This is a genomic window from Allobosea minatitlanensis, assembly GCF_964020775.1.
Genome location: NZ_OZ224509.1, coordinates 2,714,994 through 2,737,379 on the forward strand (window position 1 = coordinate 2,714,994; position 22,386 = coordinate 2,737,379).

General features: G+C 70.4%; 21 protein-coding genes. 10 read left to right on the forward strand and 11 right to left on the reverse strand.

The window, feature by feature from the left end; all coding sequences use genetic code 11:
* Positions 1 to 118 precede the first annotated feature (118 nt).
* On the forward strand, positions 119 to 613 hold the full coding sequence (gene ruvX, locus ACWH43_RS13405) for a Holliday junction resolvase RuvX (protein ID WP_158445604.1): 495 nt from the start codon (positions 119 to 121) through the stop codon (positions 611 to 613).
* Between the two features lie 54 nt (positions 614 to 667).
* On the opposite strand, the gene ACWH43_RS13410 is transcribed toward ruvX, so the two are convergent.
* Positions 668 to 1,060 (reverse strand): hypothetical protein, encoded by a 393-nt coding sequence (locus tag ACWH43_RS13410; RefSeq protein ID WP_158445605.1) that lies wholly within the window; start codon positions 1,058 to 1,060, stop codon positions 668 to 670.
* Between the two features lie 239 nt (positions 1,061 to 1,299).
* Between ACWH43_RS13410 and ACWH43_RS13415 the strand changes: the two genes are divergently transcribed.
* Positions 1,300 to 2,214, forward strand: coding sequence for an AEC family transporter (locus tag ACWH43_RS13415; protein ID WP_158445606.1), 915 nt, complete (start codon positions 1,300 to 1,302; stop codon positions 2,212 to 2,214).
* Positions 2,215 to 2,404: 190 nt separating this feature from the next.
* Positions 2,405 to 2,638, forward strand: a complete 234-nt coding sequence (locus ACWH43_RS13420) for a hypothetical protein (protein ID WP_158445607.1) — start codon at positions 2,405 to 2,407, stop codon at positions 2,636 to 2,638.
* A gap of 17 nt (positions 2,639 to 2,655) precedes the next feature.
* Here the strand turns inward: ACWH43_RS13420 and dprA are convergent, their stop codons facing one another.
* The 7 genes from dprA to ACWH43_RS13455 all read right to left on the reverse strand — a co-directional run bounded on the left by dprA (position 2,656) and on the right by ACWH43_RS13455 (position 8,979).
* Positions 2,656 to 3,876 (reverse strand): DNA-processing protein DprA, encoded by a 1,221-nt coding sequence (gene dprA / locus ACWH43_RS13425; RefSeq protein ID WP_158445616.1) that lies wholly within the window; start codon positions 3,874 to 3,876, stop codon positions 2,656 to 2,658.
* Positions 3,877 to 3,893: 17 nt separating this feature from the next.
* Positions 3,894 to 4,517, reverse strand: coding sequence for a glycerol-3-phosphate 1-O-acyltransferase PlsY (gene plsY / locus ACWH43_RS13430; RefSeq protein WP_158445608.1), 624 nt, complete (start codon positions 4,515 to 4,517; stop codon positions 3,894 to 3,896).
* A 208-nt stretch (positions 4,518 to 4,725) separates the two neighbouring features.
* The gene (gene pyrC / locus ACWH43_RS13435) at positions 4,726 to 6,027 is read right to left on the reverse strand and encodes a dihydroorotase (protein WP_158448109.1); all 1,302 of its coding nucleotides are present in this window, start codon (positions 6,025 to 6,027) and stop codon (positions 4,726 to 4,728) included.
* Positions 6,020 to 6,259: a hypothetical protein gene (locus ACWH43_RS13440; RefSeq protein ID WP_158445610.1), complete on the reverse strand. Its 240-nt coding sequence runs from the start codon at positions 6,257 to 6,259 to the stop codon at positions 6,020 to 6,022. Before ACWH43_RS13440 ends, pyrC begins: the two co-directional genes overlap by 8 nt.
* Before the next feature lie 5 nt (positions 6,260 to 6,264).
* On the reverse strand, positions 6,265 to 7,209 hold the full coding sequence (locus ACWH43_RS13445) for an aspartate carbamoyltransferase catalytic subunit (protein WP_158445611.1): 945 nt from the start codon (positions 7,207 to 7,209) through the stop codon (positions 6,265 to 6,267).
* 73 nt (positions 7,210 to 7,282) lie between these two features.
* Entirely contained in the window at positions 7,283 to 8,527 is a 1,245-nt protein-coding gene (locus tag ACWH43_RS13450) for a multidrug effflux MFS transporter (RefSeq protein ID WP_260349455.1), read from the reverse strand.
* On the reverse strand, positions 8,524 to 8,979 hold the full coding sequence (locus tag ACWH43_RS13455; RefSeq protein WP_158445612.1) for a MarR family winged helix-turn-helix transcriptional regulator: 456 nt from the start codon (positions 8,977 to 8,979) through the stop codon (positions 8,524 to 8,526). The genes ACWH43_RS13450 and ACWH43_RS13455 overlap by 4 nt, the downstream gene beginning before the upstream one ends.
* A 164-nt stretch (positions 8,980 to 9,143) precedes the next feature.
* Here ACWH43_RS13455 and ACWH43_RS13460 point away from each other — a divergent pair, with 164 nt between their 5' ends.
* Positions 9,144 to 10,280: a serine hydrolase domain-containing protein gene (locus tag ACWH43_RS13460; RefSeq protein ID WP_260349453.1), complete on the forward strand. Its 1,137-nt coding sequence runs from the start codon at positions 9,144 to 9,146 to the stop codon at positions 10,278 to 10,280.
* 211 nt (positions 10,281 to 10,491) lie between these two features.
* Here ACWH43_RS13460 and panB read toward each other — a convergent pair whose 3' ends face one another.
* Positions 10,492 to 11,310, reverse strand: coding sequence for a 3-methyl-2-oxobutanoate hydroxymethyltransferase (panB, locus tag ACWH43_RS13465; protein ID WP_158448110.1), 819 nt, complete (start codon positions 11,308 to 11,310; stop codon positions 10,492 to 10,494).
* Positions 11,311 to 11,518: 208 nt separating this feature from the next.
* On the opposite strand from panB, the gene topA reads away from it, so the two are divergent.
* Together topA and ACWH43_RS13475 are read left to right on the forward strand one after the other, a co-directional pair.
* A complete protein-coding gene (gene topA, locus ACWH43_RS13470) occupies positions 11,519 to 14,221 on the forward strand; it encodes a type I DNA topoisomerase (RefSeq protein ID WP_158445576.1) in 2,703 nt (900 codons plus the stop codon).
* A 26-nt stretch (positions 14,222 to 14,247) separates the two neighbouring features.
* Entirely contained in the window at positions 14,248 to 14,490 is a 243-nt protein-coding gene (locus tag ACWH43_RS13475; RefSeq protein ID WP_158445575.1) for a hypothetical protein, read from the forward strand.
* A gap of 175 nt (positions 14,491 to 14,665) precedes the next feature.
* Here ACWH43_RS13475 and ACWH43_RS13480 read toward each other — a convergent pair whose 3' ends face one another.
* On the reverse strand, positions 14,666 to 15,862 hold the full coding sequence (locus ACWH43_RS13480; RefSeq protein ID WP_260349452.1) for a DUF2778 domain-containing protein: 1,197 nt from the start codon (positions 15,860 to 15,862) through the stop codon (positions 14,666 to 14,668).
* Positions 15,863 to 16,287: 425 nt separating this feature from the next.
* Here ACWH43_RS13480 and ACWH43_RS13485 point away from each other — a divergent pair, with 425 nt between their 5' ends.
* Positions 16,288 to 17,550: an MFS transporter gene (locus tag ACWH43_RS13485; protein ID WP_158445574.1), complete on the forward strand. Its 1,263-nt coding sequence runs from the start codon at positions 16,288 to 16,290 to the stop codon at positions 17,548 to 17,550.
* A gap of 36 nt (positions 17,551 to 17,586) precedes the next feature.
* On the opposite strand, the gene ACWH43_RS13490 is transcribed toward ACWH43_RS13485, so the two are convergent.
* Positions 17,587 to 19,911: a bifunctional salicylyl-CoA 5-hydroxylase/oxidoreductase gene (locus tag ACWH43_RS13490; protein ID WP_158445573.1), complete on the reverse strand. Its 2,325-nt coding sequence runs from the start codon at positions 19,909 to 19,911 to the stop codon at positions 17,587 to 17,589.
* Between the two features lie 333 nt (positions 19,912 to 20,244).
* On the opposite strand from ACWH43_RS13490, the gene ACWH43_RS13495 reads away from it, so the two are divergent.
* From ACWH43_RS13495 to ACWH43_RS13505, 3 genes are read left to right on the forward strand one after another with little or no spacing between them, the layout of a single operon-like run.
* Complete coding sequence (locus ACWH43_RS13495) at positions 20,245 to 21,000, forward strand: SDR family NAD(P)-dependent oxidoreductase (RefSeq protein ID WP_158445572.1); 756 nt, start codon at positions 20,245 to 20,247, stop codon at positions 20,998 to 21,000.
* A gap of 1 nt (position 21,001) precedes the next feature.
* Positions 21,002 to 21,556, forward strand: a complete 555-nt coding sequence (locus tag ACWH43_RS13500) for a MarR family winged helix-turn-helix transcriptional regulator (RefSeq protein WP_158445571.1) — start codon at positions 21,002 to 21,004, stop codon at positions 21,554 to 21,556.
* Entirely contained in the window at positions 21,553 to 22,386 is an 834-nt protein-coding gene (locus tag ACWH43_RS13505; RefSeq protein WP_158445570.1) for an enoyl-CoA hydratase family protein, read from the forward strand. Before ACWH43_RS13500 ends, ACWH43_RS13505 begins: the two co-directional genes overlap by 4 nt.

The following is a 22,386-nucleotide window of genomic DNA, read 5'->3' on the forward strand; positions in this document are numbered from 1 at the left end:
GCGGGCGGCGACCGCTGCGGCGCGCGTCCTGCGCCGGAACCGCCATTCGCCCGGCGCGACGCCCCCCTTCGCGCCGCAAGCGCTCGCCTGCGCCGCGCGGGCGTGGTACCGCGCGGGGATGACCAGCGCCCTCGTCCCGCTCGAGCACTTCCTCGCCCTGCCGGCCCATGCCCGGCTGCTCGGGCTCGACCTCGGCACCAAGACGATCGGGCTCGCCCTGTCCGATGTCGAGCGCCGCATCGCCACGCCGCTGGAAACCATCCAGCGCGTCAAGTTCGGGCTCGACGCCGCCGCCCTGCTCAAGATCGCGGACAAACATCGGGTCGCCGGGCTGGTGATCGGCCTGCCGCTCAACATGGACGGCAGCGAAGGGCCGCGCGTGCAGTCGACACGGGCCTTCGTGCGCAATCTCGCGCCGCTGACCGGCCTGCCGATCGCGTTCTGGGACGAGCGGATGTCGACGCTGGCCGTGACGCGCACCCTGCTCGACGCCGATGCCTCGCGCGCCAAGCGCGCCGCCGTGGTCGACAAGATGGCGGCGGCCTACATCCTGCAAGGCGCGCTCGACCGGCTGCTGCGCCTGCAGCCCGCGGACGAGGACGACGAGGCCTGAAACGCAAACGGCCCGCGCCGGAGCGCGGGCCGCACAGCAGGACGTCTCCCGACCTCAGCGATGGTCGCGGAAGTCGTAGGGCGCGTAATAGCCATAGGGCGCGTAATAGCGCGGGGCCACATAGACGGGCGGCGGGGGCGGCGCATAGACCGGAGCGGCGTAATAGCCGTCATAATAGGGGTCGTAGGAGCGGGTGCTCGCCGCGGCGGCGGCCGCACCGAGGATGCCGAGGCCGACGCCGGCCGCGATCGCCGCGCCGCGGGACGGACCGCGCCAGCCGCCGCGATAGCCGCGGTAACGGTACTGGCTGTATTCCGCCTGCGTCTTGTCGAGCCGGGCGGGATCGAAGGAGCGACGCTCCTGCGCCATCGCCGGCACGGCCAGGCTGCCCGCCGCGACGCCGGCCGCGGTCAGGGCGACAATCCATTTCTTCCTGAAAGACATCATGGCGACATCTCCTTTCCCGGGACGATGCCCGAACCTCGCGGACACCCTGCCCCGTCGCGCTTGAATGGGACCTGAACCAATCGCGGCGGCATTGCGGCAGGGGCAGATGCGACCGCACGGCAAGGCCCTTGCCCGCGGGCGGCGCGCCATGAGAGGGACAGGCCGGCGTTCCATCAGACCACAACGGCCAGGCCCGGCCGTTGTTCCTTCCGACCCGACCAGCCGAGTTCCAACCCCTCATGCTCGACAGCCTGATCGCCGTCTTCCTCGTCATCGCGACGGGCTGGTGCCTGAAGATCCGCGGGATCGTGGCGCCGGAGCACTGGATCGGCGTCGAGCGGCTGACCTATCAGGTGCTGTTTCCGGCGGTCGTCATCGCGACGCTGGCGACCGCCGATCTCGGCAACCTGCCGGTGCTGGCGATGGGGCTGAGCCTCGTCCTCGCCATCCTCTCCGTCGCCGCCCTCCTGCTGCTGGCGCGGCCGCTGCTGGCGCGCGCCGGCATCGGCGGCCCGGCCTTCACCTCGGTCTTCCAAGGCTCGGTGCGCTGGAACACCTTCGTCGCGCTGGCGCTCGCCTCCGGCCTGCTCGGCCGCACCGGCGCGACATTGATGGCGATCGCCGTCGCCGCGATGATCCCGCTGCTGAACGTGATCTGCGTCTTGGCGCTCGCCCGCTTCGCCAATGGCCGGCCGATGAGCGCGGGCGCGACCCTGCGCTCGATCCTCTACAACCCCTTCATATGGTCCTCGGCGCTGGGGCTGGCGCTGAATCCGGCGCAGGGGCTGCTGCCTGCCGCCTTCATCGGCTATCTCGACGTGCTGGGCCGGGCCTCGCTCGGGATCGGGCTGCTGGTGGTCGGAGCCGGGCTCGACCTGAAGAGGCTGGCGCGGCCGAGCCTCGCCCATGGCGCGGCGGTGCTGCTGAAGCTGGTGGCGATGCCGCTGCTCGCCTGGCTCTTCGCCCGCCAGCTCGGCGTCTCCGGCCCCGCGCTGACGATGACGATCATCGCCGGCGCCGTCCCGACCGCGACCGCCGCCTATTTCCTGGCCCGCGACCTCGGCGGCGACGCCCCGCTGATGGCCGAGATCACCACCCTGCAGACCGTGCTCGCGCTCGCCACCCTGCCCGCCGCCGTCTTCCTGCTCGGCTAGAGCGCGCTGCCTTTCCGCGAAAGCATGCGCGAGGAAGCTCCCCCCAGCCTCTGCCCGAGCGGTCGGCGGCCGCCGGAACCTGCGATACGTAAACTTGTATTTTTTAAGATATACACTCTATAGTTGTATCGCCGATTGGAGCCGAAACGCGGGCTGTCCGGCGTCCAACGGGTGAGGGAGCCTCTCTGCGATGACCCCAGCCAAGACAATCCTTCCCTATGACGAGGCCGAACGGCAAGCGACGCTGCCGGAGCATCCGCTTTCGGCGCTGGAGGCCGCGACCTTCATCGAAGGCATGGCCGCGGAACTGCGTCTGATGGCGCGCGCCGTCAAGCTCGACACCCTGTCCTATTTCCTCGAGATGGCCCGGATCGAAGCCTCCGCCCAGATCGAGATCATCGCGGAGCGCGAGCTCGCCTCCTGAGCCGGCCCCCGCGGCGCTCAGCCCGGGCCGCGCGAAAGCCCGCCGCCCGGATGGCGCAGCACGGCGCCCGCCAGCTCGAGTTCGGCCAGCGCCTGCCCGACCTCCCGCGCCGGGCGTCCGCTCGCCCGGACCAGCTCGTCCAGCGCGATCGGGGTGGGGCTGAGCAGGCCGAGCAGTTGCGGGCCAAGATCCCCCACCGCTCCCATCCCGTCCGCGGCCGGGGGAGGCGGCGGAAAGCGGCCGGGCCCGGCCGGCTGCGCCGCGGCGCGCGGCGGCCGGTCGATATCGGGCAGGTCAAGCTCGTCCCAGAGCGGCTCCTCCGCCTCCGGCGCGGGCTCCTCGCGCAGCGCGCGCGGCGGATCGAAGCGCTCGCCGGGACCCGCGAGCATAGGCTGCAGCGCCTCGACGACATGCGCGGCGGCGGCGCAGAGCGTGGCACCCTCGCGGATCAGATGGTTGCCGCCCTCGGCGCGGGGATCGAGCGGCGAGCCCGGCACCGCGAAGACCTGCCGGCCCTGCTCGTTGGCGAAGCGCGCGGTGATGAGCGAGCCGGAGCGGCGGGCCGCCTCGACGACGACAGTGCCGAGCGCCAGCCCCGAGACGATGCGGTTGCGGCGCGGGAAGTCGCGCCCGCGCGGCTCCCATCCGAGCGGCATCTCACTGACCAGCGCGCCCTCGGTCGCGATGCGCGCGGCGAGCCCGCTGTTCTGCGGCGGGTAGATCCGGTCGAGCCCGCCGGCCAGCACGGCGACGGTGCCGGTGGCGAGGCTCGCCTCATGGGCGGCGGTGTCGATGCCGCGGGCGAGACCGGAAACGATGGCGAAGCCCGCATTCCCGATCCCGCCGGCCAGCCGCCGGGTCAAGCTGAGCCCGGCCGCCGAGGCGTTGCGCGAGCCGACCATGGCCACGGCGGGCTGCTGGAGAACCGCCGCGTTGCCGATGAGCGCGAGCAGTGGCGGGGCGGAGTCGATCGCCTGGAGCGGGCGGGGGTAGCCGGCTTCGCCGAGCGCGACGAAGCGCCCGCCAAGGCGCAGCAGCCCGGCCATCTCGCGCTCGGCCTCGGCCAGCGGACAGATGCGGATGTCGCGCCCGGCCTGCCGCGCGAGGGCGGGCAGCGCCTCCAGCGCCGCGCCGGCGCCGCCGAAGCGGTTCGTCAGGGAACGGAAGCTGCGCGGCCCGATGCCGTCGCTGCGGATCAGCCTCAGCCAATCGAGGCGCTGGCGATCGGAAAGGACGATGCCAGCCGCCATGCGCCTCAGCCCTTCTGGCCTATCTTGCCTTCGCTCCCGGCGAGCAGGCGGGAAATATTGGTGCGGTGCATGACCCAGAGCAGCAGCGTCAGGACGGCCATGACCAGCGCCGCCTGATGCATCCCGGCGACAAACCAGAGCAGGAGCGGCGTCAGCACGCTCGCCGTCAGCGCCGACAGCGAGGAATAGCGCGAAAGCCAGGCCACCGCGAGCCAGATCGCGGCGAAGGCGAGCGCGATCCAGCCGTTCACGCCGATCAGCACGCCGAGATAGGTGGCGACGCCCTTGCCGCCCCTGAAGCCGATCCAGACCGGGAAGAGATGGCCCAAAAAGGCGCCGATCGCGGCCGCCAGCGCCGCCTGCGGCCCGCCGAGCCAGTGCCAGGCGACGAGCACGGCCACCGTGCCCTTCAGCATGTCGCCGACCAGCGTGGCGGCGGCGAGCTTCCTGTTGCCGGTGCGCAGCACATTGGTCGCGCCGATATTGCCCGAGCCGATGCTGCGCAGGTCCGGCCCGCCGGCGAGCTTCGTCAGGATGATGCCGAAGGGGATGGAGCCGAAGAGATAGCCGACGACGAGCGCGATCAGCGTGGCGGAGCCGGACAGGCTCCAGGTCAACGTCTCAGCCATGCAGTCCCCTCGCCCCGGCCAGCGCCGGCAGGATAGAATCCGTTTTCACGAATAGAAAGCGCGCTGTCATCCCGGACAAGCGGCGAAGCCGCGCCGATCCGGGATCCATGCCGGAGCGCTTCCGAGAAAGGTTCGGGCATGGATCCCGGGTCTGCGCTTCGCTTGCCCGGGATGACCTCGCGGAAAAAGCACCGGATCGGCCCGACGCTCAGCCCGCCTCGGCCTCGTAGACCACCCGGCCGCCGACGAATGTTGTCTGGACGATGCCCTGCAGGCGGGCCTCGTCGAAGGGCGAGTTCTTGGCGCGGGATTTCAGCTTGCGCTTGTCGACGACGAAGGGCGCATCAGGATCGAGCAGAATGAGATCGGCCGGCGCTCCGGCTGCAAGCCGCCCGCCGGCGAGCCCGAGCAGCCCGGCCGGCCTGGTCGATAGCGCCGCCAGCAGTTGCGGCAGTCCGAGCTGGCCGGCCTGCACCAGCCGCAGCGCCGCCGGCAGCATGGTCTCGATGCCGAGCGCACCATCGGCAGCCTCGGCGAAGGGCTGGCGCTTGGTCTCGACGTCCTGCGGGTCGTGGTCGGAGACGATGACGTCGATCACGCCCTCGGCCAGCGCCGCGATCATCGCAAGGCGCTCATCCTCGCTGCGCAGCGGCGGCGAGACCTTGCAGAAGGTGCGGTAGTCGCCAACGTCGTTCTCGTTGAGGGTGAGATTGTTGATCGAGACGCCGCAGGTGACGCGCAGCCCGTCCTGCCTGGCGCGGCGCATCAGCTCGACCGAGTCCGCGCAGGAGATCATCGCGGCATGGTAGCGGGCGCCGGTGGCGCGGGCGAGGCGCAGGTCGCGCTCCAGCATCACGGTCTCGGCCTCGGCCGGGATGCCCGGCAGACCCTTGCGGCTGGCGAACTCGCCCTCGTTCATCACGCCGGAGCCGCGCAGCTCCGGATCCTCGACATGGTTCATGATGAGGGCGTCGAAATTGCCGGCATAGATCATGGCGCGGCGCATCACCTGCGGGTTGCGCAGGCCCCTGGCGCCATCGCCGAAGGCGACCGCCCCGGCCTCCAGCAGCAGGCCGAATTCGGTGATCTCCCGGCCTTCGAGCCCCTTGGTCAGGGCGGCGGAGGGCAGCACGTTGACGATCGCCTTGTCGCGGGCGCGGCGCTTGAGGAAGTCGATGATGGCCGGATCGTCGATCGGCGGGTCGGTGTCGGGCCGGCAGACGATGGTGGTGACGCCGCCGGCCGCCGCCGCATGCGAGCCGGTGCCGAGCGTCTCGCGGAACTCCGCGCCGGGCTCGCCCAGAAAGGCGCGCAGATCGATCAGGCCCGGGGCGAGCACCAGCCCCTTGGCGTCGAGCCGCCGGACGCCCTCGCCCGTCGCGGGCGCCCCGCCCCATTCGACGGCCGCGATCGCGCCGTCGCGCAGCAGCACCGCACCCGCGCCCTCGCGCCCCGTCGCCGGGTCGACCAGGCGGGCGTTGACGATGGCGATATCCTGCGTTTCAGCCATGACCGGTTCCATTGCCGTCAGCATCCGGACGGCGCGTGAAGACGAAGTTTTGGCGGGCGACGAGCCACCAGAGCAGACAGCAGAGCGAGCCGCCGGCGACGACGATGAACCAGGTCCAGCCGGCGCGCGGATCGGCCCAGAGATAGCCGGCCGCCACGACGAGATAGAGCCCCAGCAGGACGAACCGCGCCCGTCGCAACGCTCCGAGCAGCCGGTTGCGCGGGGCCGCCATCGACCTCAGACATTCGGCAGGTGCTGCGCGAGCGCGTCCAGCACCGCCATGCGGACCGCGACGCCCATCTCGACCTGCTCGCGGATCAGGGACTGGGCGCCGTCGGCCACCTCCGAAGAGATCTCGACGCCGCGATTCATCGGCCCCGGATGCATCACCAGCGCATCGGGCTGGGCGCGCTCCAGCTTCTCGCGGTCGAGCCCGTAATAGCGGAAATACTCCTTCGAGGACGGCACGAAGGCGCCATGCATGCGCTCGAGCTGGAGGCGCAGCATCATCACGATGTCGGCGCCTTCGAGCCCTTTGTTCATGTCGGTGAAGAGCGCGACGCCCATGCGCTCGATGCCCGGCGGCATCAGCGTCGAGGGCGCGATCAGCCTGACCTTCGCGCCGAGCGCATTCAGCAGGATGATATTGGAGCGGGCGACGCGCGAATGCAGGATGTCGCCGCAGATCGCCACCGTCAGCCCCTGGATGCGGCCCTTGTTGCGGCGGATCGTCAGCGCGTCGAGCAGGGCCTGCGTCGGGTGCTCATGGGCGCCGTCGCCGGCATTGACCACCGAGCAGCTCACCTTGCGGGCGAGCAGGTTGACCGCGCCGGCGGCGTGATGACGCACGACGATGATGTCGGGCCGCATCGCGTTGAGCGTCGCGGCGGTGTCGATCAGCGTCTCGCCCTTCTTCACCGAGGAAGAGGCGACCGACATGTTCATCACATCGGCGCCGAGGCGCTTGCCCGCAAGCTCGAAGGAGGCCTGCGTCCGGGTCGAGGGCTCGAAGAACAGGTTGATCTGGGTGCGGCCGCGCAGGGTCGCCGCCTTCTTCTCGACCTGGCGGGAGAGCGCGACATAATCCTCCGCCCGGTCCAACAGCCCCTCGATGTCGAGATGGGACAGCCCCTCGATGCCGAGCAGGTGGCGGTGCGGATAGAGCGGCGCTGGCGATGTCATTTGAAGCCGGGTTCATAGGCCCGAGTCGGGCGGGGCGCAAGGCTCGGGCATCACGAAACCGCGCGGTCGGGCCTCACTCTTCCGGCAGCGCGGCGAGACGCTGGACGGCGGCGCGGCGGCTCGCGCGCAGGGCGAGCGCGAAGCAGAGCTGGGCGCCCAGCGCCGCGACGGTGAGCACGAGCCCCGATCCGAGCGCCGGCACGCCGCCCAGCCCCGCCAGCGAGGTCGCGAAGGCGCCGATCGCCATCTGGATGAAGCCGTAGAAGCCGGAGGCCGAGCCCGCCAGATGCGGATCGACGCTCATCGCCTCGGCGAGCGCCGGGGCGCTGGCCACGCCCGCCCCGAGGGTGAAGAGCATGGCGCCGGCGAGGACGGAGGCGACGCTCAGATGGCCCGACGCCGCGCCCGCCAGCAGGATCAGCGCGCCGAGGAGGCCGAGCGCGCTGCCGCCGATGAGGAGCCTGCCGACGCGGACGCGGCCGACGAGGCGGCTGGAGCCGAGATTGCCGAGCCAGACGCCGGCCACGACAAAGGCGAGATAGGTACCGACCTCATGCGCCGGGCGGCCAAGATCCTTGGTGAAGATGAAGGGCGCAGCGCTGATGAAGGCGTACATCGGCGTGGTGGCGAGGCTGCCGCCGACGGCATAGCCGAGGAAGGCCGGCGAGCGCAGCAGGCGGCGATAGCCGCGCAGCACCGAGCGGAAATCGACGCCGGCGCCCGGCTGCGCCGTTTCCGGCAGCACGCGCCAGGTCAGCAGCAGGTTGGCGACGCCCATCGCGGCGAGGCCGACGAAGATCGCACGCCAGCCGAGCGTCTCCGACACGGCCGTGCCGATCAGCGGCGCGACGCCCGGCCCGAGGATGACGATCAGGTTCATGGTGGCGAGCCGGCGGGTCGAATCGGCCATGCCCGAGCCGTCGCGCACGATCGCCCGGCCGAGGACGAGCCCGGCGCAGCCGCCCAGCGCCTGCAGCAGCCGCGTGGCGATCAGGGCTTCCGCGCTCGGCGTCAGCGCCGCGGCGATGCTGGTGAGCGTGTAGAGCGTGAGCCCAACCATCAGGACCGGGCGGCGGCCGAAGCGGTCCGAGATCGGCCCGTAGAAGAGCTGCCCGAAGGCGAGGCCGAGGATGTAGAAGCTGATGGTGAGCTGGAGCGAGCCGGCGTTCGCGCCGAGATCGCGCGCCGCCAGCGGCAGGGCCGGCACGAAGACATGCATGGCGAGCGTGCCGCTGAAGGTGATCAGCGCCAGCAGCCAGAGCGGCGCGGGCCGCGCCATCGCGGCCCGCAGGGGAGATATGTCGGTCGTCATCGTCATGCGTTATCTCTGTCGGGAAGAGTGGTGAGCGCGGCGCAGATCCGCTCCAGGACCGCCGCCGTGCACGCGATATCCTCATCGGGAATGCCTTGGATGGCGGCGAGCCGGACCTCGCGCGAAATCGCCTCGACCTGCGCGACGAGGTCTTCCGCCTCGGGGGTCAGATGGATCGTCTTGGCCCGGCGATCCGCCTCGTCCTCGCGGCGTTCGATCAGCGCCGCGGCCTGCAGAGCGTCGAGCAGGCGGGCGACAGTCGAGCCGTCGAGATTGAGCGAGGCGGCCAAATCCTTCTGGCGCATCGGCTCAGCCGCACGCGACAGATGCAGCAGCGGCAACCACGTCGCTTCGGTCAGGCCAAACGCCTGCAAGCGGAGATCAACCGCCCGCCGCAGCAGCCGGCCGGCACGCGCGACGGTGCGGCCGATCATCTCCCTCGCTGTTTCGGAAGCCATGCGCCCTCTTTTCGATGCAATAACAATAATTGCATCTACATCTATTTTGAAGCGCAGCGCCGGCATGACGGTCCCGCTGCTCGCGCAGGGAGCCATGGCGCTTCCTTGCGCCGCCCGGCGCTTTCGGCGAAACCGCTATCTGCCTGCCTCGAAAGGATCACAGCGTGCCCGGCCTATCCCAAGCTCATGTTCCGGCTCCGCATGGGAGCGCCTGGCCGACGATCGCGCCGGCCGAGGCCGGTTTCGACGCAGGCCGCCTCGGCGAGGCGGTCGCCTTCGCGCAGGCGAACGAAAGCCCCTGGCCGCGCAGCCTGTACTATCCGGACGGCAGCTATGTCGGGAATGTCGAGTGGAACGAGACCGGCCCCTGGACCGAGATCGTCGGCCCGGTGCGCGAGCGCGGCGGCCCGGCCGGGCTCGTGCTGAAGGGCGGGCGCATCGTCGCCGAATGGGGCGACACCGCCCGTACCGACATGACCTTCTCGATCGCCAAGAGCTATCTCTCGGTGCTCGCCGGCATCGCCTTCGACGATCGCCTGATCCGCGACGTCGAGGAGCCCGTGGGTCGGAGCGTCGACGATCCGGCCTTCGCCGGGCCGCATAACGGCAGGATCGCCTGGCGGCATCTGCTGCAGCAGTCGAGCGAGTGGCAGGGCGAATTGTTCGGCAAGTCCGACCAGGTCGACCACAACCGCCAGATCGGCCCCGGCGCCGACAATAGCCGCAAGGGCCAGCGCCGCGAGCTCAAGCAGCCCGGCAGCCTCTACGAATACAACGACGTGCGGGTGAACGTGCTGTCCTACGCCCTGCTCCGGCTGTTCCGCCGGCCGCTGCCCGAGGTGCTGCGCGAGCGGATCATGGACCCGATCGGCGCCTCGCCGGACTGGCGCTGGGAAGGTTACGGCACCTCGTTCGTCGAGATCGACGGCAAGCGCATCCAGTCGGTGCCGGGGGGTGGGCATTGGGGCGGCGGGCTGTTCATCGGCGCGCGCGACCATGCCCGCTTCGGCCTGCTGATGGCGCGCCGGGGCGAGTGGAACGGGCGGCAGCTCGTCTCGCGCGACTGGATCGAGCGTTCGCTGACGCCCTCCCCCACGCTCGGCAATTACGGCTATCTCTGGTGGCTGGCGCGCGGGCCGGCGGCGCGGCCGGGCGTTCCCGAAACCGCCTTCTCGGCGCTCGGCGCCGGCAGCAACGTGATCTGGGTCGAGCCTGAGCGCGACATCGTCGCGGTGCTGCGCTGGATCAACGGCGCCGCGACCGAGGGCTTCATCAACCGGCTGCTGGCGGCGCAGAGCTAAGCGCTCGCCGCGTTCGCCCGAAAACCGCATTCGTCATTCCGGGGCAAGCCGAAGGCTTGAGCCTGGAACCCATGAACACGACACTGTTCCAGTTCCGTCATGCTCGCCCGACGATGACGCGACAGGCGTTGCATTGACGCGATAAACGTCGTGTTCATGGGTTCCGGGCTCTTCGCTCCGCGAAGCCCCGGAATGACGGCGGGTTTTCAGCTCAGTCTTTTACCGCGTAGACCTGCGCCGGCCCCGGGAAGCGCCGGGCGCGGACCTCGGCGGCATAGTCCGCCACCGCCTTGTCGACGTTCTCGGTCAGGTTTCCGAACAGCTTGACGAATTTCGGCACGCGCCCGGTCAGGCCGAGCATGTCGTCGAGCACGAGGATCTGCCCGTCGCAGGCGGCGGAGGCGCCGATGCCGATGGTCGGGGCCGCGATCCTGCCGGTGATCTCGGCTGCCAGCGGCTCGGCCACCGCCTCCAGCACCACGGCGAAGGCGCCGGCCGCCGCAACCGCCTCGGCATCGGCGATGATCGCCGGCCATTCGGCACGCTCGCGCCCCTGCGCCTTGAAGCCGCCGAGCACGTTGACCGCCTGCGGCGTCAGCCCGACATGCGCCATCACCGGGATGCCGCGCTCGACCAGGAAGCGGATGGTCGGGGCCATGCGCCCGCCGCCCTCCAGCTTCACCGCGCCGCAGCCGGTCTCCTGCATGATGCGGGCGGCGTTGCGGAAGGCCTGCTGCGGGCTCTCCTCATAGCTGCCGAAGGGCATGTCGACGACGATCAGCGCGCGCTGCGCCCCGCGCATCGCCGCCTGCCCGTGCAGGATCATCATCTCCAGGGTGACGGGCACGGTGCTGTCGAGGCCGTGCACGACCATGCCCAGCGAATCCCCGACCAGCAGAAAATCGCAATGGCGGTCCGCCAGCGCCGCCAGCGGCGCGGTATAGGCGGTCAGCGAGACGATCGGCTCGCCCCCTTTGCGACCGCGGATATCCAGCGCGGTCAGGCGCCTGATCCGGACTTGCGACGACATGCCCCTCTCCCCATGTGACGGCAACGCGACGGGCAAGGCCCTAAACGGTTCCGCGCGGCCCCGAAAGGACAATCGCCGTTTGACACGGCCTCTCCGCTGAACCACTTTCGCGCGCACTTCCGAACCGCAGCGCTCTTGCGGGTCGCGGAACCGTCCGCTACGGCCGGTCCCGCGCTCTGATCAGGGCTGTTATCGAGACACGAAAATCATGAAGCTCCTCGTCGTCGAGTCGCCGGCCAAGGCCAAGACGATCAATAAATATCTGGGCTCCGACTACGAGGTCATCGCCTCGTTCGGCCATATCCGCGACCTGCCGGCCAAGGACGGCTCGGTCGAACCGGACCACGACTTCGCCATGAAATGGGAGATCGAGGGCCGCGGCGCCAAGCAGGTCTCCGAGATCGCGCGCGCCGTGAAGGGCGCCGAGAAGCTGATCCTCGCCACCGACCCGGACCGCGAGGGCGAGGCGATCTCCTGGCATGTGCTGGAGGCGCTGAACCAGAAGAAGGTGCTGAAGGGGATTCCCGTCGAGCGCGTCACCTTCAACGCCGTCACCAAGGACGCCGTGCAGAAGGCGCTGGCCAATCCCCGCGCCATCGACCAGGCGCTGGTCGACGCCTATCTGGCGCGCCGGGCGCTCGACTATCTCGTCGGCTTCACGCTCTCGCCCGTGCTCTGGCGCAAGCTGCCCGGCGCCCGCTCGGCCGGCCGCGTGCAGTCCGTCGCGCTCAGGCTGGTCTGCGACCGCGAGCGCGAGATCGAGGCGTTCCGGCCGCGCGAATACTGGTCGCTGGTGGCGACGCTCGCTACCGAATCCGGCCAGACCTTCGAGGCGAGGCTCGTCGGCGCCGACGGCAAGAAGATCGCCCGGCTCGACATCGGCAATGCCGAAGAGGCCAAGGCCTTCAAGGAGGCGCTGGAAACCGCGCTCTTCGCCGTCGCGCAGGTCGAGGCCAAGCCGGTCAAGCGCCACCCCTACCCGCCCTTCCAGACCTCGACGCTGCAACAGGAGGCCTCGCGCAAGCTCGGCCTCGCGCCGGCGCGGACGATGCAGCTCGCCCAGCGGCTCTACGAGGGCGTCGACATCGGCGGCGAGACGGTCGGCCTCATCACCTATATGCGTACCGACGGCGTCGACATGGACGGCTCGGCCATCGCCGCGGCGCGCCGCGTCATCGGCAAGGAGTTCGGCGACGCTTACGTGCCGAACGTGCCGCGCAAATACACGGTCAAGGCCAAGAACGCGCAGGAGGCCCACGAGGCCATCCGCCCGACCGACCTCGGAAGGCTGCCGGCGATGGTCGCGCGCCATCTCGAGCCGGAGCAGGCGAAGCTCTACGAATTGATCTGGAAGCGCACCATCGCGAGCCAGATGGAATCGGCCGAGCTGGAACGCACCACGGTCGACATCGCGGCCAAGGTCGGCGCGCGCAACCTGGAGTTGCGCGCTTCGGGACAGGTCGTGCTCTTCGACGGCTTCCTGACGCTCTATCAGGAAAGCCGCGACGACGAGGAGGACGAGGACTCGAAGAAGCTGCCGGCGATGAAGGCGGGCGACCGGCTGGAGAAGCGCGCCATCGCCGCCGACCAGCATTTCACCGAGCCGCCGCCGCGCTTCTCGGAAGCGAGCCTGGTCAAGCGCATGGAGGAGCTCGGCATCGGCCGGCCCTCGACCTATGCCGCGACGCTCTCGACGCTCCGCGACCGCGAATATGTCCGCATCGAGAAGAAGCGCCTCGTGCCCGAGGACAAGGGCATGCTGGTCACGGCCTTCCTCGAAAGCTTCTTCAAGCGCTATGTCGAGTTCGACTTCACCGCGAACCTCGAAGAGAATCTCGACCGCGTCTCGAACGCCGAAGTCGACTGGAAGGCGCTGCTGCGCCAGTTCTGGGAGGAGTTCCAGGCCTCGATCGGCGAGACCAAGGATCTGCGCGTCGGCGACGTGCTGGAGGCGCTGAACGGCATCCTCGGCGATTACATCTTCCCGAAGAAGGCCGGCGGTTCCGATCCGCGCATCTGCCCGAACTGCGGCAACGGCCAGCTTTCGCTCAAGCTCGGCAAGTTCGGCGCCTTCGTCGGCTGCTCGAACTACCCGGAATGCCGCTATACGCGCCCGCTCTCGATTCCCGCCGCTGAAGGCGAGGCCTCGGCGGAAGGCGGACAGGGCACGCCCGGCGTGCGCGTGCTCGGCACCGATCCGGCGACCGGCCTCGAAGTGACGCTGCGCGACGGCCGTTTCGGCCCCTATGTCCAGCTCGGCGAAGGCGAGAAGCCGAAGCGCTCCAGCCTGCCCAAGGGCATGAGCCCGGCCAGCGTGACGCTGGAGAAGGCGCTCGCGCTGCTCTCCCTGCCGCGCGAGGTGGCGAAGCACCCCGAGAGCGGCGAGCCGATCCTCGTCGGCATCGGCCGCTACGGGCCTTACGTCCAGCATGGCCGGACCTATGCCAATATCGACAAGGGCGACGACGTGCTGGAGCTCGGCGCCAATCGCGCCATCGACCTGATCGTCGCCAAGGAAAGCGGCGGCGGGCGCGGCGGCCGGGCCGCGGCGACGCCCGGACGGGCGCTCGGCGAACACCCCGACGGCGGCGCGCTGGAGGTCAAGGCCGGGCGCTACGGACCCTATGTCGCCTGGGGCAAGATCTTCGCGACCCTGCCGAAGTCGCAATCGCCCGACGCGCTGACGCTCGAGCAGGCGATCGAGCTGGTCAACGCCAAGGCCGCGACCAAGGGCGGAGCCAAGGGCAAGGCGCCGGCGAAGAAGGCTGCGGCCAAGAAACCGGCCGCAGAAAAAGCTGCCGCCAAGAAGCCCGCAGCCAAGAAGCCCGCGGCGAAGAAGGCGGCCGCCCCCAAGGCTTCCGCCGAGGCGGACGCGCCGGTGAAGAAGGCGCCGAAGGCGGCGCGCGGCTGACGGCGCCGCGCGGAAAAGGGCTCGTCATGCGGCGCGCCGGCTGGCTGCTCCTGGGCGGCGGCCTCTTCCTCTGCCTGGCGACCTTCGCCGGCTGGGTCTGGCTCAACGCCTTCGCCTGCGGCATGATTCCGACGGGCTGCAAGGGCTTCCGCCTGCGCTGGGAGGACAGCGAGGCGCTCAGCCTGTTCATCCCGCCCTTCGTGGTCGGGGGCATCCTGATCGCGACAGGTCTCGCGCTGCGGATCGGACACCGCTCGCCGCGACGCTGAAGCCTCGGAGCGCGCCGGTCTTACGCGGAGACACGCGGTCATCCCGGGCCCGGGTTCCACAGGCCGGAGCCTTTCCGGCAAGGATTCTGGCAGGATCCCGGATCCCGCGGAGTTTATCCCGGGCCGAAGATCGGACCCGAGGACTGCGTCCGGGCAACCCCGCCGGCCCGCCTCGTCAGAGGCTCGCCACCACCACGATGCGCTTCACCTCGCCGCGCAGATAGGCCTGCAGGAAGCGGTCGTACTCCTTGAAGGAGATGCAGCCGTTCGAGTCGCCGCGCGGCCCGAGCAGATAGCTGTGGGCGAGCAGCCCGGCGCGGCCATGGATCGCGCCGCTGCCGCCGACCGGGTTCAGGCGGATGGCGCGCACGCCGTGGAACAGCGCCTCGCGCTCGGTCAGCGTATAGGTGTGCGGCGGGGTAACGCCCTTCATGCGGACATGGGCGTAGCGCGGATCGTCCATCATCTCGCCGAGGCCGGAATGGGCCTCCAGCCGCTCGCCATTGGGCAGATAGACCAGCCTGGCGCTGATGTCGTAGATCGCCGTGCCGGCCTCGGCCGTGCGCGGCGGCGTGCCGAGCGACGGGCTCATCCGGGTGACGCGGCCGCGGTCGACGATGTCGTCCTGCGGCGCGGCATAGGCAAGCGCCGGCCCGGCCGGCTGCTGCTTCTGCACCCCGAACAGCTTCTCGAAGAAATTGCGGTTGTCCCCGGGCGTCGGCGCGGGTGCCGTCGCGGCCGTGCGGCTGCGGCGGGAGGACGCGGCCGGCTGCTGCGCGAGGCGCGGCGGCTGGGCCTCGGCCGGCGGCAGGGCCAGCTCCGAGGGACGCGGAACCGGAAGCGGCGCCGTGCCCAGCCCGGGAATGGCGGCGTCCGCGGCCAGCGTCTCGGGCGGCAGGGAGGCGATCAGGTCGGCAGGTCGCGAGGCGGGTTGCGGCGCGGCCTTCTCGGCCAGGCTCACCGGCGCCTGCGAGGGCAGCGGCAGCACCGGCTCGGAATCCGGCAGGTCGAGCGCCTCAGGCACCGAGGCCAGGCGCATCGCCGAGCCCACCGGCCGGCTCTGCGCCAGGGAGGACGGCGTCGTGCCGGAGAAGCCCGGAGCGAGCAGGCCGCTATAGGCGGGCGGGGTCACGCCGGCGGCCGGGCGCTCGGGCGCGGTCGCCACGGCGAGGCGGGCGGCGGGCCTGGCGCCCTTGCCGGCGACCTCGACATTCGGATCATGCGGGGAGACCTGGTCCAGCACCTTGAAGCCGGTCATGGCGCCGAGACAGAGCGCGGCAGTCCAGAACAGGGTCCGGCCGAAGGGCCGGCGACGACGCCGAAGACGCAGATGGGACGCCCCGCCCCGCCGCGCATGTCTGCCATAGCTCATTGCCGCACTCTCGACACGCCTACGCCACGCCCCGGCAGGCGCGCGCACCCGCTCCGCCCGGCCCCGTCACGACGGGACAAGCGGCACGCGACGATGCGTCCGGCCATGCTGGGAGAACCCAAATCTCGTTCTCATTCGATAAGGCGCCGCGTTGGTTAATCGTCGGTGAACCCGGCCAGGCTTTTTTTTCGCATTCCCCGGGGCGCGGGACGGCCGGCGCCGGGGCCGCCGAGAGGCCACGCAAAGGCGGCGCCATCATGGCGCCGGCGGCCGCGCCGCCGGAGAGGTTTTTTGCTGGCCTGCCCGCCCTGATTAGTCCATCTTTCCCGGCGAAAGGGGGCCCTCTTCCGCCCAGCTTCGCCGAATCGGACATGTCGACAGGACCGCAGCCCGCAGACACGGCCTCTCCCGAGGCCGCGCCCCCTGTGACACCAGCGGCGGAGGCGAAGACCAGCTCGGTCGCGGCGCTCGGCGCCATCGTCAGCGGCGCCCTGATCCTGCAGGTCGCCGCCACGATCGTGAACACGGCGATCCCGCTCAAGATGGCGCTGGCGCAGAAGGCGCCGCTGCTGATCGGCCTCGTCGGCTCGGCCTATTCGGTCGGCTTCCTCGCCGGCTGCTTCGTAATCCCGGCCTTCATCCGCCGCGTCGGCCATATCCGCGCCTTCGCGGTCTTCGCCGCCGTCCAGGGCGCGCTGACGCTGAGCTTCCCGCTCTGGCCGGTCGACCTCTGGGGCCTGTCGCGCCTCGGCATGGGGGTCGCGGGCGCCGGCCACGCCATCTGCATCGAGAGCTGGATCAGCGGGCAGGCCAGCGCCGGCCAGCGCGGCCGCATCTTCGGCCTCTACCAGATCCTCAACCGCCTCGCCCTGATCGGCTCGCAGATCGGCACCGGCTATGTCTCGATGCAGTCCGGCGACATCTTCCTGATCGCCAGCGCGGCCTTCTCGCTGGCGCTGATCCCCGTCGCGATGACCCGGGCCAAGGGGCCGGAATCGGGCGAGGTCATCTCGGTGCGGCTGCACACCATCTGGCAATACGCGCCGGCGGCGGTGATCGGCTGCCTCTATGTCGGGCTGATGGGCGGGGCGCTGACCAATGTCGCCCCGGCCTACGGCATCCTGATCGGGCTCGACCAGGAATGGGCGATCCTGCTCACCGCCGGGATCCAGATCGGCGCGCTCGTCCTGCAATGGCCGCTCGGCCTGCTGGCCGACCGGGTCGAGAGCCGCGTCATCATGCTGAGCGCCACGGCCTCGGTCGTCTTGTGCACGCTGGCGCTCGGCGCCGTGCTCTGGTTCGCCCTGCCCCATAGCCGGCTCTGGCTGTTCGGCCTGTTCGCGCTGATCGGCGCCGGCTCGATGCCGGTCTACACCGTCGCCGTGGCGCATGCCTATTTCCGGCTCGGCCGCGAGCGGGCGCTCGGCCTCTCGGCGCAGCTCCTATTCCTCTGGGCGACAGGCTCCGCCATCGGTCCGCTGGTCTCCACCGCCTTCATGCAGGGCATGGGGCCGCAGGGGATGCTGGTCTATCTCGGCGGCCTCTCGGCGGCGACCGGGATCTATCTCGCCTTCCGCCTCAGGCTGAAGCCGCCTTCCGCCCACCCCTTCGGCGAGCGCAAGCCGGTCGCGCCGACCATCCCGGAGGTCTCGCCCGCGGGCCACAGGAGCCACGCCGAGGCGAAATAGCGCAGGCGGCGGGTTTCAGCCGGACGAGACGGACGCTCACGAACGGGGGGCGTGGCGCCCGGGCCGGGCCTTCAGCTTCAGCTCCTGGAGTTCCTCGCGCTCGCGCGGCGTGTTGCGCATGAGCTGGTCCTGACCGGGCCGGTACTGCACCGGCTGAGCGATATCGACGCCATACCAGGCCGCCCCGCGCAGGACGAAGGACGGATCGGCCAGATGCGGGCGCCCGAGCGCGACCAGATCGGCCCGTCCGGCGGCGACGATGGTGTTGACCTGGTCCACCGTCGTGATGTTGCCGACGCACATCGTCGCGACCTCGGCCTCGTTGCGGATGCGGTCCGAGAACGGCGTCTGGAACATGCGGCCATAGACCGGCCGCGATTCCGCCGCCGTCTGGCCGGTCGAAACGTCGACGAGGTCGCAGCCCTCGGCGGCGAAAGCCTCGGCGATGGCGACGGAATCCGCCGCCGTGAGCCCGCCCTCGGCCCAGTCGGTGGCGGAGATGCGCACCGAGATCGGCTTCTCGCGCGGCCAGGCCTCGCGCAGCGCCCGGAACACCTCCAGCGGATAGCGCAGGCGGTTCCCGACCGGACCGCCATAGTCGTCGTCGCGCCTGTTGGTCAGCGGCGAGAGGAAGCTCGCCAGCAGATAGCCATGGGCGCAGTGCAGCTCCAGCATGTCGAAGCCGGCGCGCAGCCCCCGCTCGGCGGCGGCGACGAATTCGGCCTTGACCCGGTCCATGTCCAGGCGCGTCATCCCGCGCGGCACCTGGCTCTCGGGATAGTAGGGCAGCGGCGAGGCCGAGACGAGCGGCCAGGCGCCCTCCGGCAGCGGCCGGTCCATGCCCTCCCACATCAGCTTCGTCGCGCCCTTGCGCCCGGCATGGCCGATCTGGAGGCAGATCTTCGCCGCCGAATGGGCATGGACGAAATCGACGATCCGCTTCCAGGCGGCTTCCTGCGCGTCGTTCCACAAGCCCGTGCAGCCGGGGGTGATGCGCGCGTCCGGCGCGACGCAGGTCATCTCGGTGAAGACCAGCCCCGGGCCGCCGATGGCGCGCGCGCCGTAATGCATCAGGTGCCAGTCGCCCGGCAGGCCGTCCTGCGCCGAATACTGGCACATCGGCGACAGCGTCATGCGGTTCTCCACCCGCATCCCGCGCAGCATGAAGGGCTGGAAGGCGGGCGGCACGGGCGAGCCGTCCCTGCGCCGCCTCGCCAGCGGGCCGAGCCCGTCCGCCACCATCGCGTCGACGGCCGCGACCATCTCCGGCGCCCGGAGCGCCAGATTGTCGTAGGTGATCGCCTTGGAGCGGGTCATCAGGCCGAAGGCGAAGCGCAAAGGCTCGAAATCCCAGAAGCGCTTCAATTCCTCGAACCAGACCAGCGAGACATCCGCCGCGTGCTGGGTCTTCTCGACCTCCTCGCGGCGCTGCGCCTCGAACAGCTTCAGGCCCGCGGCGACATCGAGCTTCGCCTGCCCCATCGCCCCGTGCAGGGCGATGGCGTCCTCCATCGCGAGCTTGGTGCCCGAGCCGATCGAGAAATGCGCCGTCGCCTTGGCGTCGCCGATCAGCACGACGTTCTCGCTCACCCAGTTGCGGCAGCGGATCATCGGGAAATTGCGCCAGAGCGAGCGGTTGGTGATCAGCCTGTGGCCCTGCAATTCCTCGGCGAAGACGCCTTCGAGGAAGGCGGCGGACCGCGCCTCGTCCATCGCGTCGAGGCCCGCCTTCGCGAAGGTCTCGGGGTCGGTCTCCAGCACCCAGGTCGAGCGGCCGGCCTCGTACTGGTAGCAATGGGCGATGAAGAGCCCGTGCTCCGTCCGCTTGAAGAAGAAGGTGAAGGCGTCGAAGGGGCGGGTCGAGCCCATCCAGGCGAATTTGTTGGGGCGCAGGTCGGTTTCCGGCTGGAAGCGCTCGCGCCAGTTCTCGCGGATGCGGCTGTTGACGCCGTCGGCGGCGACGACGAGGTCGTAATCCCGCCTCAGCGCCGCGACATCGGCGATCTCGGCGCCGAAATGCAGGCCGACGCCGAGCGCGCGCGCCCGCGCCTGCACCAGCATCAGGAGCGAGCGGCGCGAGCAGCCGCAGAAGCCGTTGCCCGGCACGCGGAAGGCCTCGCCCTTGAAGTGGATCTCGATGTCGTCCCAGTAGGCGAAGTTGTCGCGGATCGCCGCATAGCTCTCGGCATCCGCGGCCCTGAAGATGTCGAGCGTCTGATCCGAGAAGACCACGCCGAAGCCGAAGGTGTCGTCGGGCTGGTTGCGCTCGAAGACGTCGACCGCGAGCTGCGGCCAGTCCCGTTTCATCAGCAGCGCGAAATAGAGCCCCGCCGGCCCTCCGCCCACGACCGCGATACGCATCGACGCCTCCATCCGGGAGCCGGGCGATCCGGCCTGGAAATTATTTTAAACCTCAAACGATTTTTCCCTCAAGCGCTTTTCCCATTGCCGAACGCCCGGGCCCCGCCGGGATGCGGCGTGAGGGCGAAGCGCCGCGGACCAGGCTTTCAGAGGGCTTCCGCTGCCCTGCAAGGCGGAATCTGCGCCTTTTCCCGATCCCTCTCCGGCTTTCGACGAACCCTCTGTGCCGGCGCGCTTCTTCCCCCGCACTGAGCCTCCGCCCGCCCTGCGCGATGCGGCGGCTTGCAAATTGATTGAGACTTAAAATACATTTGCGGCAGGAGGCGGACGAGCATGACTCTGGAAGGGCAGCGGGCGCTGGTGACGGGGGGAGGACGCGGCATCGGCCGCGCCATCGCCGGCGCGCTGACCGAAACCGGGGCCCGTGTCGGCATCCTCGGCCGCGACGAAGCGACCTTGCGGGACGCCGTCGCGGCCGGCGCGGCGGCGGATTTCGCGGTTTGCGACGTGCGCGACGCGGCCTCCGTCGCGGCGGCGCTCGGGCGGCTCTCCGGTGGCCACGGCTTCGACATCGCCGTCGCCAATGCCGGCGCGGTCGAGACGGGGCCGTTCCTGCGCAGCGACGCGGAGCGCTTCCGCCGCATGGTCGAGATCAACCTGATCGGCACGGTCAACCTGTTCCATGCCGCGCTGCCGGCGATGCTGGAGCGCCGCCGCGGCCGGCTCATCGCCATCGCCTCGACGGCCGGGCATCGCGGCTATCCCTATGTCAGCGCCTATACGGCGGCGAAGCATGCCGTGATCGGGCTGGTGAAGTCGCTGGCGCTGGAGACGGCCCGCTCCGGCGTCACCGTCAACGCCGTCTGCCCGGGCTATGCCGACACCGACATGGCGGCCGCCAGCATCGACAATGTCGCGGCCAAGACCGGCAAGAGCCGCGACGACGCGCTGGCGGCCCTGCTCAGGGACAATCCGCAGGGCCGGCTGGTCGCGCCCGCGGAGGTCGCGGCGGCGGTGCTCTATCTTTGCGGGGCCAGCAGCGACGCCGTGACCGGCCAGTCGCTGATGATCAATGGCGGGGAGTTCTGAGATGGAGATCCCCTCCTTCGCCGCGCTGCTGCTCGACCGCGAGACCAAGGCGAGCGAGCGCCCCGGCGACCATAAGGACGAGCTGCGCCTCTGGCTCCGGCTGCTGACCTGTTCGACGCTGATCGAGACCGAGATCCGCAACCGGCTGCGCGAGGAGTTCAGGACCACGCTGCCGCGCTTCGACCTGATGGCCCAGCTCGACAAGAGCGTGGTCGGCATGACCGTGGGCGAGGTCTCGCAGCGCCTGATGGTCTCGAACGGCAACGTCACCGCCGTCGTCGCCGGGCTGGTGGCGGAGGGGCTGGTCGACAAGCGCCCGGCGCCGCAGGACCGGCGCGTCCAGATCCTCACCCTGACGGCGCAGGGCCGAAAGAGCTTCAAGGCCATGGCCGAGCGCCATGAGAGCTGGATCGCCGAGCTGTTCGCCGGGCTCGACCAACCCGAACGCGCGCAGCTCTTCCGGCTGCTCGGCGAGACCAAGGCCTCGCTGCACCGCGCCATCGCCGGGCGCCTGCAAGGCGGCGCCGACGAGGCCGCCAAGGGAGACGCCCGATGAGCATCGCCAACGCCACCACCCTGCCGCTGGCGGGCTTCGCCCCGCGGCATTTCGCGCTCTCGGTCTCCGGCAAGGTCGCGACGGTGACGCTGGACCGGCCTGAGAAAAAGAATCCGCTGACCTTCGCAAGCTACCGCGAACTCACGGATTTCTTCCTCGCGGCGCAGAAGGAGGAAGCGGTCAAGGCGATCGTCGTCACCGGCGCCGGCGGCAATTTCTCCTCTGGCGGCGACGTCTTCGAGATCATCGGGCCGCTGGTCGCGATGGAGACCAAGGACCTGCTGAAGTTCACCCGGATGACCGGCGAGCTGGTCAAGGCGATGCGCGCCTGCCCGCAGCCGGTCGTCGCCGCCATCGACGGGGTCTGCGCCGGGGCCGGCGCCATCGTCGCCATGGCCTCCGATCTCAGGCTCGGCACGGCGGGGGCCAAGATCGCTTTCCTGTTCAACCGCGTCGGGCTCGCCGGCTGCGACATGGGCGCCTGCGCGATGCTGCCGCGCATCGTCGGCCAGGGCCGTGCGGCCGAGCTGCTCTATACCGGGCGCGTGCTCAGGGGCGAGGAGGCCGAGCGCTGGGGTTTTCTCAACCGGCTCTGCGCGCCGGAAGCGGTGCTGACCGAGGCGCAGGCGCTCGCCGCCGAGCTGGCGGACGGGCCGACCTTCGCCAATGCCATGACCAAGCGCATGCTCGAGATGGAATGGGCGATGTCGGTCGAGAGCGCGATCGAGGCCGAGGCCGTGGCGCAGGCGCTGTGCATGCAGACCGAGGATTTCGCTCGCGCCTACCACGCCTTCGCCGGGAAGCGGAAGCCGGTGTTCGAGGGCAACTGA